The 18172-nt window shown below is 40.9% G+C and carries 10 protein-coding genes and 1 pseudogene; 8 read left to right on the top strand and 3 right to left on the bottom strand.

Translation table 11 applies throughout. The annotated features are described in order from the left end of the window. The first annotated feature begins 23 nt into the window (after nt 1-23). The 8 genes from PMEL_RS06140 (at nt 24) to PMEL_RS06105 (ending at nt 14888) form a co-directional block, all read left to right on the top strand. On the top strand, nt 24-1712 hold the full coding sequence (locus tag PMEL_RS06140) for a RagB/SusD family nutrient uptake outer membrane protein (protein WP_025839641.1): 1689 nt from the start codon (nt 24-26) through the stop codon (nt 1710-1712). A gap of 194 nt (nt 1713-1906) precedes the next feature. Continuing rightward, the gene (locus PMEL_RS06135; RefSeq protein WP_025839643.1) at nt 1907-3925 is read left to right on the top strand and encodes a SusF/SusE family outer membrane protein; all 2019 of its coding nucleotides are present in this window, start codon (nt 1907-1909) and stop codon (nt 3923-3925) included. A gap of 143 nt (nt 3926-4068) precedes the next feature. Further along, complete coding sequence (locus PMEL_RS06130) at nt 4069-6042, top strand: family 16 glycosylhydrolase (RefSeq protein ID WP_120174435.1); 1974 nt, start codon at nt 4069-4071, stop codon at nt 6040-6042. 257 nt (nt 6043-6299) lie between these two features. Continuing rightward, entirely contained in the window at nt 6300-8807 is a 2508-nt protein-coding gene (locus PMEL_RS06125) for a glycoside hydrolase family 2 TIM barrel-domain containing protein (protein WP_120174434.1), read from the top strand. Nucleotides 8808-8825: 18 nt separating this feature from the next. Then, on the top strand, nt 8826-11090 hold the full coding sequence (gene bglX / locus PMEL_RS06120; RefSeq protein WP_120174433.1) for a beta-glucosidase BglX: 2265 nt from the start codon (nt 8826-8828) through the stop codon (nt 11088-11090). Nucleotides 11091-11527: 437 nt separating this feature from the next. Further along, on the top strand, nt 11528-12685 hold the full coding sequence (locus PMEL_RS06115) for an FN3 domain-containing metallophosphoesterase family protein (RefSeq protein ID WP_120174432.1): 1158 nt from the start codon (nt 11528-11530) through the stop codon (nt 12683-12685). 199 nt (nt 12686-12884) lie between these two features. Further along, nucleotides 12885-13505: a DUF2238 domain-containing protein gene (locus PMEL_RS06110; protein WP_120174431.1), complete on the top strand. Its 621-nt coding sequence runs from the start codon at nt 12885-12887 to the stop codon at nt 13503-13505. A gap of 525 nt (nt 13506-14030) precedes the next feature. Further along, a complete protein-coding gene (locus PMEL_RS06105) occupies nt 14031-14888 on the top strand; it encodes an enoyl-ACP reductase (protein ID WP_120174430.1) in 858 nt (285 codons plus the stop codon). Between the two features lie 293 nt (nt 14889-15181). On the opposite strand, the gene PMEL_RS12535 is transcribed toward PMEL_RS06105, so the two are convergent. From PMEL_RS12535 to argS, 3 genes and pseudogenes are all read right to left on the bottom strand, one after another. Beyond that, entirely contained in the window at nt 15182-15718 is a 537-nt protein-coding gene (locus PMEL_RS12535; RefSeq protein ID WP_317125171.1) for an RNase H family protein, read from the bottom strand. 12 nt (nt 15719-15730) lie between these two features. Beyond that, nucleotides 15731-16081, bottom strand: a pseudogene (locus PMEL_RS12530) (endonuclease domain-containing protein); the annotation flags it as partial. Nucleotides 16082-16211: 130 nt separating this feature from the next. After that, nucleotides 16212-18032 carry an arginine--tRNA ligase gene (argS, locus tag PMEL_RS06095; RefSeq protein ID WP_120174428.1) on the bottom strand — a complete coding sequence of 607 codons (1821 nt, stop codon included), beginning with the start codon at nt 18030-18032 and terminating at the stop codon, nt 16212-16214. Between the last annotated feature and the right edge of the window lie 140 nt (nt 18033-18172).

Below are 18172 nucleotides of genomic sequence, written 5' to 3'. Positions count from 1 at the left end.
TCTTATATTAGAAACTTTATTCTATGAAAACAAAGTTTTTTTCAAATATTATCATCCCAGTGTCTATCAGCACTGCACTGGTTCTAAGTTCATGTAATAGTCTTTTGGACCGTGAGGAAGATTCGTTTATAGATAAGACTGCAACGTTTGATTCTTACAATAGAACAAAGCAATATCTTACCTATGCTTACTCACTGCTTCCAGAGGGATTGAACCGTTTGTCAGATGGAGCTATGTTAGATGCTGCAACAGATGATGCCGAGTTTGCTATAGAAACAGCAAATGTTCAACAGTTTAATAATGGCTCTTGGAGTGCTTTGAGCAATCCTGATGACCATTGGAATCGTTACTATGCTGGTATCTCTAAGTGTTGTACTCTACTGGAAAACACCAATCATGTCAATCTTGATATTACACGATTGGACCCTAATAAGCAGGTTGAGTATGCTAATAACTTGAAGGATATCCGTATGTGGCGAGCAGAGGCTCGTTTCCTTCGTGCCTACTTCCAATTTGAATTGTTGAAGCGTTATGGTCCAACTCCAATTGTTACCTCTACGCTCAGTCTCAATGAGAATTATGAGAATACTCCACGTCCAAACATGAAGGAGGTTGTAGACTTCATCGTTAAAGAGTGCGACACGGCTGCAGATACACTTGAACTGACACCATGGCGTAATAATAATGATGCTTTTGGTCGTGCAACGAAGGGCGCAGCGTTGGCTTTGAAGAGTCGTGTGTTACTTTATGCTGCCAGTCCTCTTTACGTTAATTTTGGTGATTTAAACGAATCTAATAAGCCGTCTGATGCTTCTCTTTGGAAGGCTGCAGCTGATGCGGCTAAGGCTGTTATCGACCTCAATCAATATGAGTTGGCTACCTCTTATGGCGATTTGTTTAAGAATGACTTCCAAAATAAGGAATATATCTTCGTACGTAGATATGGTGCAAACTCAAGTTTTGAAAAGAGTAACTTCCCAATTAGCTTTGGTGGAAAGGGGGGAACTAATCCTTCACAAAACTTAGTTGATGAGTATGAGATGCTTGACGGAACAGCCTTTGATTGGAACGATCCTGCTAAAGCAGCACAGCCTTACATAAATAGGGACGCACGATTGGCTGCAACAATCTTGATGAATGTAGCTTCTTTCAAGGGAAAGAATGTAACTACTTTCCCTGGAGGTGCAGATGCAAGTCCTAATCCAAATGCAACCAAGACTGGATATTACTTGCGTAAGTACCTCAATGAGGATGTTAATATTCAGACTGGAGGAGGTAGCGGTGGTCATGTTGTCCCATTGTTCCGCTTGGCTGAAATCTATTTGAACTATGCTGAGGCACTCAATGAATATGACCCTTCTAATCCTAATATTGCTATTTATTTGAATAAGGTTCGTAATCGTGCTTCACTTCCAAATGTCGTAAGTGGACTTTCACAAGATGAGATGCGTAAGGTTATACAGCATGAGCGTCGTGTGGAGTTGGCTTTCGAGGAGCATCGTTCTTGGGATGTACGCCGTTGGAAAATTGCTTCTTCTACACTTGGTTCTCCACTTATGGGAGTACAGATTGCCAAGAAGGCTACAGGTGGATTTACCTATGCACCTACAGAAGTAGAACATAGAGTTTTCCAACCTAAAATGTATTGGTATCCAATTCCAGAGTCTGAGCTACTCAAGCTGAAGAAATGGAGTCAAAATAGAGATTGGTAATATAATTACTGCTGTCCGATAAAGCCTTAACACGATTGGTGTTGGGCATGAACACCACACGTGCTGAGCACAAGTTCCACGATATAAGATGGTAAGATAGGGTCATTACTTACATTAAAAATAGAGTAAGACACTAATAACTAACTTACAAGGACATGGTTTGTCGGACAGCACTATAACAAAATTAGAGCATCATGATAAAGTTAAAGAATATCTTTACTATGTTGTGCGTCTTAGGCGTTGCAGCTTGTACAGAAAATAATATAGCCTACGATGAGGTTGTGAATGTGCCAGAGGGAATCTATCTTTCAGGTTCTTCATCAGAGTTCTCTATCCCAATTGAGACAGGACGACTGATTGCTGGCTCTCATGCTAATATGTTAAGTCTTAAGGCTTGGTTGAAGAAAGATGGTCGCTTTCAGATTTCCTTTGTGGGTACTGATGGAAAACCTATTGTTTATGGAAAGGGAAGTGAGATTCCGCTTTCTAACGCTCAGGCGGCAGCTTATAGTTTGACAGAAGGTGGTGAAGGCTTCTCTGTTCCTTCAGAAGGACTGTATCAGATTGTTGTTAATCAGCAACGAAAGGAATTGACCATCATTCCTATTCAGTTTACAATGAAGGGTGATAATGCGCTTACAGCAGATGGAAGTACGGCTATTCCACTTAATAATGTTACTTATGACAAGCTTACGCACGTTGTGACTTGGAGCAATGCTGACTCAACTCAGCAGCTCTTGCCAAGTAAGTATGTCTTCAATATGAATGATGGTACAACTTTGTATCTGCGTGATAGCGAAACGGAGGTTGACACTTTGTCGGCTGTTTTCACTGGTACTGCTTTGGCTGAACGTGCCAATCAGCTCAATGATAGTTATCAGCCATTGACAAATAAGTCAAATGTTAAGTTGAAGTTCCCTTTAAAAGGGCAGTACAGTGTTCAGGTGCAATATAGTGTTTTGACTGGTAAGTTTACTGCACGTATGGGTGGTAAGGGTGTTGAAGTTACTGGACTTTCCAACGAACTCTATATGGGTGGTTCAAACTTCGGTGCTTGGAACACGAATGGAGTTGTAAAGATGGCGCCTGTAGGTGCTGTTGGCAATGGTGAGTTCTGGCGTTTATGCTATCTGCAGGCAGGACAAACAGTAGAGTGGGCTATGTCAAAAGATGGTTCACAGGCTTTCTCTTCATTGGCAACAATGCAGGGAGTTACTGTGGATGGTAGTGGTAAGGCAACTGTAAATACCTCTGGACTTTATTTGGTTTATGTTAATTTAGACCGTAAGTTGATTTCTTTTGAAACACCGAAGGTGTATGCTTCGGGCACTGCATTAGGAGATAAGGAACAGGCTTTAGAACTCAATGGTAGCAACTTATCTGTTGAGACAACTGAGACAGGACAGCTTAACTTCTTTGCTAATTCTGAACAGAATGCACGTGATTGGTCAACTATGATGTTCACAATTCGTAATGGAAAGGTGGAATATCCTGGTGTAGCAACGAGTGAAGCAAGTGTATTGCCTGTAGCGAAGGGTACAAAGGTAAGCCTTGATATTGCTAATAATACAGCTGACTTTGGTGGTACAACTCCTGAGAATCTTATTCCAGAAGGTGTTAAACACCTCTATATGACTGGTGATGACTTTGGTAATTGGGATTGGAGTTCTCCAGAGGTAGCGTCATTTGAGAATGGTTATGCGGGTGACTCTCGTTGGTTCTATATCACTTATCTTCGTGGAGGGACTGCACTTGAGTTCTCAACAGAAAAGGCATTCGGTAAAGGAAACTTTGCACAATTGAAGACACTGACAGACTATACTGTTGCTAACAATCGTGCAGTCGTTCCAAGTGATGGTATTTATATTGTCTTTGTAGCCTTGGATTCTCGTGATATCGCTATTCAGCCACTTAAGTTATCGGGCGATTGTGGCGGTGCTCCAGTAGTATTTGCAGCGAATGCTGATGGTAGAACTATGAGTGCAACGATTACGAATGGGGGTAGAATGCGTATTTATCCAGATATTCCTGCGTTCAAGAACGCGAAGAAGTTTAGCTCTTGGAAACGTGAGGTATATGTTAATCCAGAAACAAAGGATTTTCTCTATCGTAAGAATGGTGAGGGAGAGCCTAATAAGGATTATGTTTGGAAAGCAGGAACAAAGGTTACTATTGACTTCGTAACAAAGAAAGCTACCATCGTAGAGCCTTAAGGTTCTTAATGTAACGAACTTATACTCTCTATCAAATGATTAAGCGAACTCTATCCTATAACATTAAATTCCCCCTGTTATTGGGATAGAATCGCTTAAAATAAAAGTAAAAAGAAACTTTTCAAATAAAATAAAACAAGCTTATGAGGATTCTTATTTCAATGATTTGCGTCCTAAGTATGGGTGTAATCAACGTAAGAGCGCAGTCGGAAGTATCTGAGGTTCCTACTTTACCAGGGTGGAAGAATTTGCCTGGTGATGAGTTTAATGGTACTTCTGTAAACAAAAAGATATGGGGACTATATGGTGACCCTAAACGAAACTATGCCAATGATGCCTATGGTAATAACCCTGGACAGGGTATGGCACAGACTTATCGTGAGCAAATGGTTACGGTAAAGGATGGTATTCTAACTATTCGAGCTACACGTGACCCAATTAATACGGGAATCAGTAAACCAGAAGTTCCAGATCCTTATGTGGATTATGGAGTTATTCCTCGTTATCCACTAAAGCCTAATCACAATGGTACAAACTTAGGATGGTGGTCAGGCTTCTTGTCCAGTAGGGATGTTAAGCGGTATTACCCACTTTATTCTCGCATCGAAATAAAGGCAAAGGTACCTTATGAAATTGGAACTTGGATGGCATTATGGCTTCGTCATCGCTTAGGTGCAAGTACTTTTGAGGTAGACCTTTTAGAGTTCTTTGTGAATGATGACAATGCTGATAAATGGAATAATTGGGAACAGCATACTTATAAATTCAAGGGTAAGAGAACGCTTCATCAGTCTGTGCATGGATTGGGTTGGTTTCAAGACAAAGATAAAAAGCTCACGCTCACAAACAAATATAACTATAATCCTTTCTCTGAGCGTGTAAGAGAAATCTCTTTTGATCCTGCTACTGATTTCCATGTGTACGGTGTACAAATGGACCCTGTACCGGGTGATTCGTCTAAACATATTGCTATAAGCTTCTTATTAGATGGAAGAGTACGGTCGGTATTCTCTACAAAAGATTATGTTATTGACGGAACTTCTATTTATAAATACAATGAATTTCTAAAGAAAAAATATACCGCAGACATTGATAGTGTTTGGGATGTAGCTATAAATGGTGGAATTGGTGGTACGCCTGATGAGGATGGTGGTGGTATTCTTTATCCACACATGGATCCTAAGTATGGTGGTGACCCTAATAAAGTTCCTCATAATTATGAGATGAATGTTGATTGGATGCGTATATATAAACGTGCTAATCAACCATTGTGGCTTGGCTCTACACCTGTTAGTTGGGATTGGAAGACCAAAACGGTTGAGTTAGTAATTCCTGCAGAACGCTTTACTAATCTGAAAGTAGGCGACCAGCTGGTGATGGATATTGATACGCTGAGTGCATCAGAACATCGTGAATCTGGTAAAATAAAGCTTGATATCTATGATAAAAAAGGTGAAAATATTATTGCAGTAAGACCTGAACTTGCTCAACTCGATGCACAGGTGACTTTTGTTGTCAATACAGAGGAACTTTGCAATAAGCTAAAAAGCGAGGGTTGTATGTTGAAGGGTGAGAATCTTCGACTATTCTCCGTTTGCCGTTCTTCTAAAGATATTGCAAAATGGCTTGGTTTTAAGCAAATTAGTTGGGGTGAAACACTCATCCCTAAAGAGCAATTTAAAGATGTAGAAGATAAGTACCAGTTAGAAGTCATTGTAAGAGATGTTAAGCCAGGTGCAAAGGTTTTCTTACGTCAAAACAAGAATCCAGAGGAGGGACAGCGTGACAGACCAGCTCTTTCATCTGATAAACCATACGGTAATATTATCAAGCTGACAGAGGGTGCTGACGAGATGGCCTATGTGTTTACGATTAACGCTGCTGCTGCACAGGAACTGAAGAATAACGGTTTAGCTGTGACAGGTAATGGATATTACTTGCGTAGTGTTCGTCTGATTAATAATGCCAGTACGGCTGTGAACAATATAATAACCACAGCTCAGCATGATGGTGCTGTTTATACCCTTGATGGGATTAAGGTAGCCGAACGGTGGGGGGCAAACAAGCTTACACGTGGGGTCTATATTGTTGATGGACGTAAGGTAATCATTAAATAACTTGTGAAAATAAACATTCTATAAATATAATTGCTATAAGTAAAGTGCTTTTTTCTTGGTGACAAATTGCAATGCGTGTAAGGCTCCGCACCATTGGTGCTGGGCGTCAACACCATTGGTGCTAAGCATCAATACATAGGTAGGAAATTGTATGAAAGGACCGTTAATGTCATTATGTACATAGTAAGATACTAATGTTTCCCTTTAAGAGAAGTTTTTACACAATAGCAGAATAAAAAAAATGTACTTAATAAAATATGAGAAAATCCACCTTCTCTCTCGTGCGTCGTAGCAGTTTTGTTCTGCTATTACTACTGTGTTTATATCGTTTAGAAGGACATGCTTTTGAACGTAACTTATGGGATGATGGTTGGCGGTTTGCCATTTGTCAAGATGATAGTCCTCAGCAATCAGTATTCGATGATAGTGCTTGGCGGTTATTAGACCTCCCACATGATTGGGCTATAGAAGAAGACTTCCATGCTCTACACCCATCGGGGGCTAATGGAGGAGCCCTTCCTGGTGGTAAGGGATGGTATAGAAAACACTTAGTCTTACAAGATAAGGATGCAAGTTCACGTTATGCGCTTCATTTCGATGGTGCATATATGAACACTTCTGTTTATGTAAACAGTCAGCTTGTGGGTACTCGACCTTATGGATTTATTAGTTTTAGCTTTGACCTTACACCTTATCTTAATAAGCAGGGAGATAATGTTATTGCAGTGAAGGTTGATAACTCCCAGCAACCTAACAGTCGTTGGTATACGGGATGTGGTATTTATCGCCATGTCTATCTTATGAAATCAACGGATGTTCGCGTAGCCCAATGGGGTGTACAAGCTATCACAGAAGTGAAAAAAGGTGTTGGAAATGTAATGCTTAATACGCAGATAGAGAATCTTAGTGGTCGTAATCGTCGTTTGATAGTGCGTCAAAAGGTTTGGAATAAGAATCATGAAGTTGTTGCTCAAAGTTCCAAGGCTCTTAATGTTGTGGCTTCAGCTACAATGGTTAGTCAGCAAATGCGTGTGCAGAAACCTAAGTTGTGGTCGCTTTCTTCTCCTTATCTCTACACTGTTACAACAGAAGTTCTTGAGAATGATCGTGTCATCGATTGTGACACTTTCAAGTTAGGTCTTCGTACTGTAAAGTTTGATGTTCAAAAGGGATTCTTCTTGAATGGTGAGAATATCAAGATTAATGGTGTTTGTCTGCATGGTGACTTGGGTTGTTTAGGTGCAGCGATTAACGAAGATGCTCTTCATCGTCAGGTTAAAATGATGATGGAGATGGGTGTTAATGCGATAAGATGCTCACACAATCCTCCAGCTCCAGAGTTACTGAATCTCTGTGATAGTTTGGGTGTGTTGGTTGTTGATGAGTCCTTTGATAGTTGGTTACAAGGAAAGACCCCTTATGACTATTCATTGTATTTTAAGTCATGGTTTGAGCGTGATCTGAGAGATATGGTGCTGCGTGATCGCAATCATCCTTCGATTATTCTTTGGAGTATTGGTAACGAGGTCTTGGAGCAATGGAATAAGGTAAATAACTCAGGAATGGCATTGGAGGATGTTAATATCCTATTAAATAATACAAGGGATAAGTCCGCTCTCTCACAGGGTGATACCCTCAATCTTAATTCAAAGCTTACCCAGGCTTTGGCTGCTATAGTTCGTCGTTATGACCCGACCCGAATGATTACAGCTGGATGTAATGAAGTTTCGCCTAATAACAACTTATTTAAGAGCGGAGCCTTAGATGTGATAGGCTTTAACTATCATCAAAAAAAAGTGAAAGATGTACCACAGAATTTCCCTGGTAAGCCTTTCCTGATGACCGAAACGGTTTCTGCTTTGCAAACACGTGGCTATTATAAGATGCCAAGTGATTCTCTTTTCCGCATGCCGGGCAAGAAACGACCGTTCACAGATCCTACTTTCCTTTGTTCTTCTTATGACAATTCTTGCGCTTATTGGGGTTCTACACATGAGCAAACATGGGATGTTGTGAAGCATACTCCATATTGTGCAGGACAGTTTATATGGACAGGCTTTGATTATATCGGTGAACCTACGCCTTTCAATTTCCCTGCTCGTAGTAGCTATTTCGGAATAGTCGACTTAGCAGGTTTCCCTAAGGACTGCTACTATATGTATCAGAGTGAGTGGACCGACAAACCTGTTTTGCATCTTTTCCCACATTGGAATTGGATAGAAGGACAGACAATCGACCTCTGGTGTTATTATAATCAAGCTGATGAAGTTGAGTTATTCATCAATGGAAAGTCGCAGGGGGTACGCCAGAAGCGCAATGATCATGAATATCATGTGGCTTGGCGTGTAACCTTTGAACCTGGTGAAGCACGCGTTGTAGCAAGAAAGAATGGTAAGGTTGTTGGTGAACAGGTACGGAAGACAGCAGGTACTCCTCATCACATTCGTTTGACTCCAAATCGTCAGGTGCTAAAAGCAAATGGTAGAAGCTTATCGTTTGTATCGGTAGAGGTTGTTGATAAGGATGGTAACCTTTGTCCATGGGCAGAGAATAATATCCATTTTTCATTATCAGGAGATGCGAAGATAGCAGGTGTAGACAATGGAAGTCCGTTCTCATTAGAGCGTTTCCAAGCTAATGAACGTCGTGCTTTCTTTGGCAAGTGTTTGGTTGTGGTGCAGGCAGGAAAGAAGCCTTCTAATATTCAACTCACTGCTAAGGGAGTTGATTTAGCTCCACAAACAATAAATATTAAGTCTGAATAATATAACAACTGCAATTATATGAAACGAACTATTGTAGCTATTGCTTGTGCAATTGGCTGTTTCTGTGTAGGTAATGCACATAATGTAAATTCTCTACTTCCTCAGAAACGAGAGAAAAAAGAAGTTAAGGTGGGAGATAGTGAGACAAAGTTTGTGCATGAACTTATGCAGAAGATGACGCTTACAGAGAAGATAGGACAATTGTCTCAATATGTAGGAGGAACGCTTTTGACAGGTCCTCAGAGTGGAGCTCTTTCTGATTCGCTCTTTATTCGTGGCATGGTGGGGTCAATACTCAATGTCGGAGGGGTTGATAATCTGCGAAAGTTGCAGGAGAAGAATATGCAGTTATCACGTTTGAAGATACCAATTCTCTTTGCTTTCGATGTTATTCATGGTTATAAAACGATATTTCCAACGCCTTTGGCAGAATCATGTACATGGGATTTAGATTTTATGTATGAGACTTCCAAAGCTGCAGCTATAGAGGCTTCTGCATCAGGTATTCATTGGACATTTGCCCCAATGGTTGACATTGCACGTGACCCGCGATGGGGTAGAATCGTAGAAGGTGCTGGTGAAGATACCTATCTGGCTTGTAAGATAGCTGAAGCACGTGTGCGTGGTTTCCAATGGAATCTTGGTAAACCTAACTCAGTTTATGCTTGTGCCAAGCATTTTGTAGCCTATGGTGCTCCACAAGCAGGACGTGATTATGCACCAGTAGATATTTCAATGTCTACTTTGGCTGAGGTTTACCTGCCTCCATTCAAGGCTTGTGTTGATGCAGGTGTGAAGACTTTTATGTCAGCTTTTAATAGTCTTAATGGTGTTCCTGCAACTGGTAATCGTTGGTTGATGACCAATCTACTGCGCAATCAATGGAAATTCCAAGGTTTTGTAGTAAGCGATTGGAATGCTGTACAAGAGTTGAAAGACCATGGTGTAGCTGCAACGGATGAAGAAGCTTCCCTTTTGGCTTTTAATGCTGGTGTAGACATGAATATGACAGACGGTTTATATAATCGTTGTTTGGAAAAAGCCTTACGTGAGGGGCGTGTCGATATAAAGGCTATTGACGCATCAGTTGAGCGTATTCTGCGTGCGAAATATGCCTTAGGCCTTTTTGAAGATCCCTATCGTTTCCTTGATTCTAAGCGCGAACGTACTGAAGTTCGTTCTAATAGTGTTATGACTTTGGCTCGAAAAGTTGCTGCATCGTCAATGGTTTTGTTGAAAAACAGTCAAAGTACACTTCCTCTTTCTAAGCATACAAACCGCATTGCTCTCATCGGTCCTTTGGCTAATAATCGTTCTGAGGTGATGGGGTCGTGGAAGGCACGTGGTGAAGACAAAGATGTTGTGACAGTATTAGAGGGTATTAAGAATAAGTTGGGTAGTGGTGTAGCTATCAATTACGTACAAGGTTGCGACTTCTTAGACCCTTCAACGCAGGAGTTTTCAAAAGCCTTTGAAGCAGCAAAGCAAAGTGATGTTGTGATAGCTGTTGTTGGTGAAAAGGCTTTGATGAGTGGAGAATCACGCAGTAGAGCAGTCCTTCGCTTGCCAGGTCAGCAAGAAGCACTCCTTGACACACTACAAAAGGCTGGTAAGCCGCTTGTTGTTGTGTTGATGAATGGTCGTCCTCTCTGTTTGGAAAAGGTTGATAAGCAGGCAGATGCTTTGCTTGAAGCTTGGTTCCCTGGTACACAATGCGGTAATGCAGTAGCTGATATTCTCTTCGGTGATGCTGTTCCTGCAGGTAAGTTGACAACCTCTTTCCCTCTCTCTGAGGGACAGATTCCAAATTATTATAATTATAAGCGTTCAGGAAGACCAGGTGATATGCCTCATAGTTCAACGGTTCGTCATATTGATGTTCCTAACAGAAACCTCTATCCTTTCGGTTATGGCTTGAGTTATACGAAGTTCTCTTATGGTGAGATACAATGTGCAAACGAGTTTAATGTTGATGGTACACTACAGGTTTCGGTTGATGTTACCAACACTGGTGGTTATGATGGCGAGGAAATCGTACAACTTTATGTAGCAGATAAGCATGCTTCTATGGTTCGTCCAGTGAAGGAGTTGAAAGGCTTTAAAAAGGTTTTCATACCAAAGGGTGAGACTGTGCGCGTAGACTTCACTCTCAATGCTCGTGACTTAGGTTTCTGGAATAATGAGATGCAATATGTAGTTGAGCCAGGAATCTTTGAGATTATGGTGGGAAGTAGCAGTGAGGATTTGCAGAAGAAAGAAGCTATTTGGAAAGGAGATAAGTAAATAAAAGAAGCGTAAAGGATTTGTTCGGTAAGGTTCTTATGTATAGGTTCATCTTTGGTGGCTTATAGTATGATGGGTTATAATGACATTCAAGATACTCACATATCATCTTCTATAGTTGTGTTGTTGCCCAGCACCATTGGTGTTTGTGGTTAACACCAATGGTGCGTAGGGTTAAGCATAATGCAGGATGTCTCCAAAGGAGATTAAACTTTGCGTTAGGACGGACTTATATTGGGCAGCTTTAATACGAAAAGATGGTATATAAAGTTCTATTTGTTTGTGAAGAAAAGCCAGTATAATAGTTGTGGCTGATTGTGCAGTGACCTTTTTATATCAAAAAAGTTGTATAAAACATAGTACTTTGTATGCTGTCTTGCGTATTATTTATAGATTCTTTTTTAGGAAAAACGATTAATGATTTTAAGTAAAAGTAGATGAAACATGTATTGTTAGGTTTATTGTTGCTGCTTTCATTTAGTGCCAAGGGCATTGAGGTAACTCATGGCCCTTGGATTTGCGACATGGATAGTACAAGTGTTACAATTGTTTGGGTGACAGACAAGCCTGGAAAGTCGTGGGTTGAGATAGCACCAGATGGCCCTGACCATTTCTATGGTAAGGCTCGTCCTCGTTATTATGATATTCTTGAGGGGCGTAAGGTGCTCACCGATAGTGTTCACCGCGTTCATATTGAAGGTTTGAAGCCTAATACAAAATATCGTTACCGCGTTTTCACACAGGAAGTTGCTGAGTGGCGTTATGATGATTGGGTGACATTTGGTAAGACAGCTTGTACTGATGTATGGCGTGGAAAACCTCATGAGTTTACAACCTTCCCTACACAATCACGTGAAATAACATTCTTAGTACTAAATGATATTCATGAACGTGCCAAGTTTATGAAGGATTTATGTAAGAATATCGACTTCAAAAAACTTGATTTTGTGCTGCTTAATGGCGATATGTCAAATCGTTTGAGAAGTCAGCAACACATGATGGAGGCTTATTTGGATACTTGTGTGAGCATGTTTGCTACTCATACTCCTTTATTCTTCAATCGTGGAAATCATGAACTCCGTGGTCAGTTTGCTGATTATCTCTATCGTTATTTCCCGACTAATTCAGGTAAATACTATCGTCTACAACATGTAGCAGGTGTTGATTTCTTGTTCATAGACTCTGGAGAGGATAAGCCTGATGAGGATATAGAATATAGTGGCATTGTGGATTATGATCAATATCGTGTTGAGCAGGCTCGTTGGTTGCGTCAACTTCGAGAGGAGAAGAAAGTGGGTAAATACCCATTGGTTGTGTTTTCGCACATGCCACCAACACTTGAGAACTGGCATGGTCCATATCACATGCAGGAAACATTGACACCAGAACTTAATAAGATGAATGTGTCTGTTATGCTTTCCGGTCATCTTCATGCCTTTGGCTATCAGAAACCAAATGAGATAATAAACTTCCCTAACTTGGCTAATAGTAATAACACCTATTTGTTATGTCGTATTGCAAACGGCAAGATGGAGGTGGATTATGTGGGACTTACTGATAAGGATAAGAAGCATTTCACGTTCCTAATGAAATAGATTCTTCTTTTAGGTTAAATATAGGTTTTATGTGGATTACAGATTTGATAATATTTTATTATCATTTTGTAATCCACTTTTTTATTCAGATATCAAAATCGAGTATCGTCTTTTGGTAAATAATAATTGGATATTACCAAATCTATAAAAAAAAGAATTATCTTTGTCCTTCAGATATTGTATAGAATAGAATTGTAAAATGATTGATAAAACGAAACTGACGCTTGTTTTGTTGGTAGTGATTGTGACGGTTATAACTTGTATTCATCCAATCTACCCGAATGAGCAGACGCTGCAGCATATTGGTACAGTACTATTATTGATACCACTGATAATAGATGTGTTTAGAAAGAAACTACCGATGTCAGCGTTTATTGGTATTGTTGGTTTTACGTTGCTTCATGTTATTGGCGCACGTTATATTTATTCTTACGTGCCTTATAAGGAGTGGGCAGTATCGTTAGGTTTGGTTGATAAAGATTTCTTCCAAGACCCACGTAATCATTATGATCGGTTAGTACACTTCTCTTTTGGGGCATTGATGTTCCCTTACTTCGTCTATCTTTGTAGGAAATGGGTAAAACAACAGTCGTTTGTTGCTGTTGTAGTGGCATGGATGATGATTCAAACGGGTAGTTTGATTTACGAGCTATTTGAATGGTTACTGACGATTGTCATGACAGCAGAGGAGGCTGACTATTATAATGGTCAGCAAGGTGATATGTGGGATGCACAGAAGGATATGGCTTTGGCACTGGTTGGCTCTACTGGAATGTTCTTTATATATGCGGTTCGTAGCCTTGTAAGAAGGGGTAAATAGGACAAACAGAGATGAAAGGTTACATCGCTGCATAGGCTTATGGGCATAAAATAAAATAGATTTTACGCCTTGAATTAATAAGAAAGCATTGCAGTGCAACTACAGATAATTATCCTTTTGGAATTATTTTCACGAAAAGAAGAATTTATTTTCATGAAAAGAAATATTTATGTTCATGAAGAAAAATATTTATTTTCATGAAAATAATTCGCGAAAGGATAATTCTGATGATGAAAAAAGCGAATTGTCTTTTGATTATCGATAGTTCTTTCTACGATTAAAGGTCTTTAATTTCTTTCAGAAGAGGCTTCTTTTATTTTTTAAAAGATAGTTTCATGGAGTTGAAAATAGGCTTATGATAGTTTGGGGTAGGGGTGAAGTGATTGGGTTAATTATGCTTACGAGGGAATGTGAAAAGGTGCAAATTGTCACTTGTGGATAGCATTTAGATGTAATTTATGTGTATTTTCTTGGAAAATCAACCTTTTTTGTTTACCTTTACACCAAATTTGAATAACGAAGATTATGAGTTACAACTTATTAAAAGGTAAAAGAGGTATTATTTTTGGAGCCCTCAACGAGATGTCAATCGCATGGAAAGTTGCTGAAAGAGCAGTTGAGGAAGGTGCAATGATCACTTTGTCAAATACTCCAATCGCAGTAAGAATGGGTACAGTAAATGCACTGTCTGAGAAGTTAAACTGCGAGGTTATTCCTGCTGACGCAACAAACGTTGAGGACTTGGAGAATGTATTCAAGCGCTCAATGGAGGTTTTGGGTGGTAAGATCGACTTCGTTCTGCACTCTATCGGTATGTCTCCAAACGTGCGTAAGCACCGCACATACGATGATTTGGACTACAAGATGCTTGATACAACACTTGATATCTCAGCTGTTTCATTCCATAAGATGATTCAGAGTGCTAAGAAACTTGATGCTATCAACGAATATGGTTCTATCCTTGCACTCTCTTACGTAGCTGCTCAGCGTACCTTCTACGGTTACAATGATATGGCTGATGCTAAGGCATTGTTGGAGAGTATCGGTCGTAGCTTCGGTTATATTTATGGTCGTGAGAAGCACGTACGTATCAATACTATTTCTCAGTCACCTACAATGACAACTGCTGGTTCAGGTGTGAAGGGTATGGATAAGCTCTTCGACTTCGCTGATCGTATGTCTCCATTGGGTAACGCAAGTGCTGATGAGTGTGCTGACTATTGTATCGTAATGTTCTCTGACCTCACCCGTAAGGTGACAATGCAGAACCTTTACCACGATGGTGGTTTCTCAAATGTAGGTATGAGTCTTCGCGCTATGGCTACATACGAGAAGGGTCTCGATGAGTATAAGGACGAGAATGGTAATATTATCTACGGATAAAAAGCCTCCTAACAGAAGCCTCCCCCAACCCCTCCGAAAGGAGGGGAGTGTAAATAGAGGATGGGTAGGATAAAGGGGATTGTCTTTATAGAGGTAATTCTCTACTACTATCTAATGTGATTCCGCTTTATAAGGTTGTTGAGGAAGCTTTTAAGAGAAATAATAAAAAGCTCCAGTAAGTGAAAACTTGCTGGAGCTTTTTTATTTTCTGTTGTTATTTCAAATCATTTTTCCATACCAAACCATAGGCAATTTTGCCTCCCTCCCCTTTCGGGGAGGGTCGGGGTGGGGCTTTACTTCCTTCCGAAGTCGGCAGGGATCTCACCCCACTGCTTTGTTTCCCACTTTATAATAGGTGTTGTAACCTTATGCGTCTGCAGCCACTGTTCTGCACGAGCAATGATTTGATGGAGTTCTTCAGTTTCTGCATTGCGGACAAAAGTAGTCTTACAACGTTTTTTATTTACCCATAAGATAGCATTGTAAGAGTCGCTATAAATAACCTTATCCTTGATACCTTGCTTCTCCATCAGTGCCAAAGCATGAACAATAGCGAGGAACTCACCAATGTTGTTCGTTCCCATAACTGGACCAAAATGGAAGACTCTTGCACCAGTTTGTAGGTCAACACATTGATACTCCATCGGTCCCGGGTTGCCAGAACAAGCAGCGTCAACAGCCCAAGCACCAGCCCCCCTCAGTCCCCCCGAAAGGGGGGAAGCCCCAGTTTGCTGTGGTTGGATAGCTGACTGAGAGTTTGTTTGAGAACTCGTCTGTGTGTTTGGCTGAGCACCACCAGCTTGATTCGTGTTATGTGAGTCTATTGCCATTATGGTTTCTTTAATCTTCTTGATAACTTCTTCCCGATGGTTGAAGATTTCTTCATTAGTGAATCGGATGACTGTATAACCCCATTGCTCAAGGTTACGAGTCCGTTCCTCATCCTTTATAATCTGATCATCATTAAAATGATACTTACCATCAATTTCAACAATAAGTTTATACTTAAGGTTGATGAAGTCGGCAATGTATTGTTTGATGATATGTTGTCTACGAAACTTATATCCACTTTGTTTTCCTTTTAGGTATAACCAAAGTAGATTTTCTGCTTGTGTAGCGTACTGTCTGTTCTTGATAGCATTCGCTTTTAGCAGTTCATACTCTATCTCATCAGCCGTTTCGTAGATATACATAGTCTAATCAAGTCTTACTTTTATACCCCTTGTCCAATTAGTTTCCCTCCCCTTTCTTCAAAAAGGGCTACTATGACCTTTCTTATCCTATTTGCCTCCCTCCCCTTTCGGGGAGGGTCGGGGTGGGGCTTTACATCCTCTCAGGCACTTCAATACCGAGCAATGCCATACCATTCTTGATGACCTTAGCCACATTCTTGGCAATCACAAGGCGGGTAATCTTCTCTGCTTCGGTGTCAGCGTTGAGGATGCTGTAGTCATGATAGAACTGGTTGAACTCCTTAGTCAGCTCATAGCAGTAGTTTGCAATACCACTTGGGCTATAGTCAATACCAGCCTGTGCAACTGCAGCACCGAAGTCGTTGAGCTTCTGGATGAGTGCAATCTCCTTGTCGTTCAGTGGAGCATCGTCGTTGAGTGATGCTGGCAAGGTGATGTTCTGTGCTTCAGCCTTACGGAGGATACTGCGGATTCGTGCGTAAGTGTACTGAATGAATGGTCCCGTGTTACCATTGAAGTCAATAGACTCCTCTGGGTTGAAGAGCATATTCTTGCGTGCATCGACCTTAAGGATGAAGTACTTCAAAGCACCCATACCCACGATACGTGCAATCTCGTTCTTCTCTTCTTCAGTGATACCTTCCAACTTGTTCACCTTATCCTCGCTAAGACTCTTAGCATTCTCAATCATTGAAGCAACAAGGTCGTCTGCATCGACAACTGTTCCCTCACGACTCTTCATCTTACCGTTTGGCAATTCAACCATACCGTATGAGAAGTGTACAAGGTCTTTACCCCACTTGAAGCCTAAACGGTCCAAGAGGATAGAGAGAACTTGGAAGTGATAGTTCTGCTCGTTACCAACAACATAAATCATCTTGTCGATAGGGTAGTCATTGAAACGCATCTCTGCAGTACCAATGTCCTGTGTCATATAAACCGATGTGCCGTCCTTACGCAACAAGAGCTTCTGATCTAAGCCCTCGTTGGTGAGGTCAGCCCATACAGAGTTGTCTTCCTTGCGGATAAAAAGACCCTTTGCAAGACCTTCTTCCACCTTCTTCTTACCAGCGAGATAAGTGCTTGACTCGTAGTAAATCTTATCGAAACCAACGCCCAATGCTTTGTAAGTCTCATCGAAACCTGCATATACCCAGTTGTTCATCATTTCCCACAAACCACGAACCTCAGGGTCGTTAGCTTCCCACTTCACGAGCATATCGCGTGTTTCCTTCATCAGTGGAGCCTCGTGCTCAGCCTTTTCTTTTGCCTCTTCGGCTGTCAATCCCTCCTTCTCATACTGCTCTTGCAACTGCTTGCACTCCTCTTTGAGGTGCTTATCGAAGAGAACATAGAAGTCACCAACTAAGTGGTCGCCTTTCTTGCCTGCCTGCTCTGGTGTGATGCCATTGCCCCACTTCTGCCAAGCCAACATAGACTTACAGATGTGGATACCACGGTCATTAACGATATTTGTCTTTACTACCTTGTTGCCGTTAGCCTCCATAATCTGTGCCAATGACCAACCAAGTAGGTTGTTACGAACGTGACCGAGGTGAAGTGGCTTGTTGGTGTTAGGTGAAGAGTATTCGATCATCACCAATGGGCTCTCGTCTGTCACACGCTTCTCGCCAAACTTCTCGTCAGCGTTGATATCATTCAACAGACCTGTCCATGCTGCTTGTGCAATAACGAGGTTAAGGAAGCCCTTTACAACGTTGAAGTCGGCTACAGCCTTACAGTTCTTCTTTAGGTATTCACCTAAATCCTGTGCCGTATCTTCAGGCTTCTTGTGTGAAGTCTTCAGCAATGGGAAGGTGACGAGTGTGAGGTTACCCTCAAAGTCGCTGCGTGTCTTCTGCAGCTGAATCATCTTTTCAGGAACTTCTGTTCCATACAATTCCTTGACAGCTGCAAGTGCAGCAACGGTAATTTGCTCTTCTATCTTCATCATTTGTTTCTTTTTATCTGCCTGCAAAGTTACGGAAAATCAGCCGAATAACAGCAGGAGGAGGGGGTAATTCATAATTCATAATTCATAATTCATATATTATGATTGGTTTTAATTCATAATTTATAATTCAGAATTCA

The organism is Prevotella melaninogenica (genome assembly GCF_003609775.1).
In the GTDB taxonomy this organism is placed as follows: Bacteria; Bacteroidota; Bacteroidia; order Bacteroidales; family Bacteroidaceae; genus Prevotella; species Prevotella melaninogenica_A.
The sequence above is the reverse complement of the archived record's forward strand: the minus strand, read 5'-3'. Positions and strand labels throughout refer to the sequence as shown.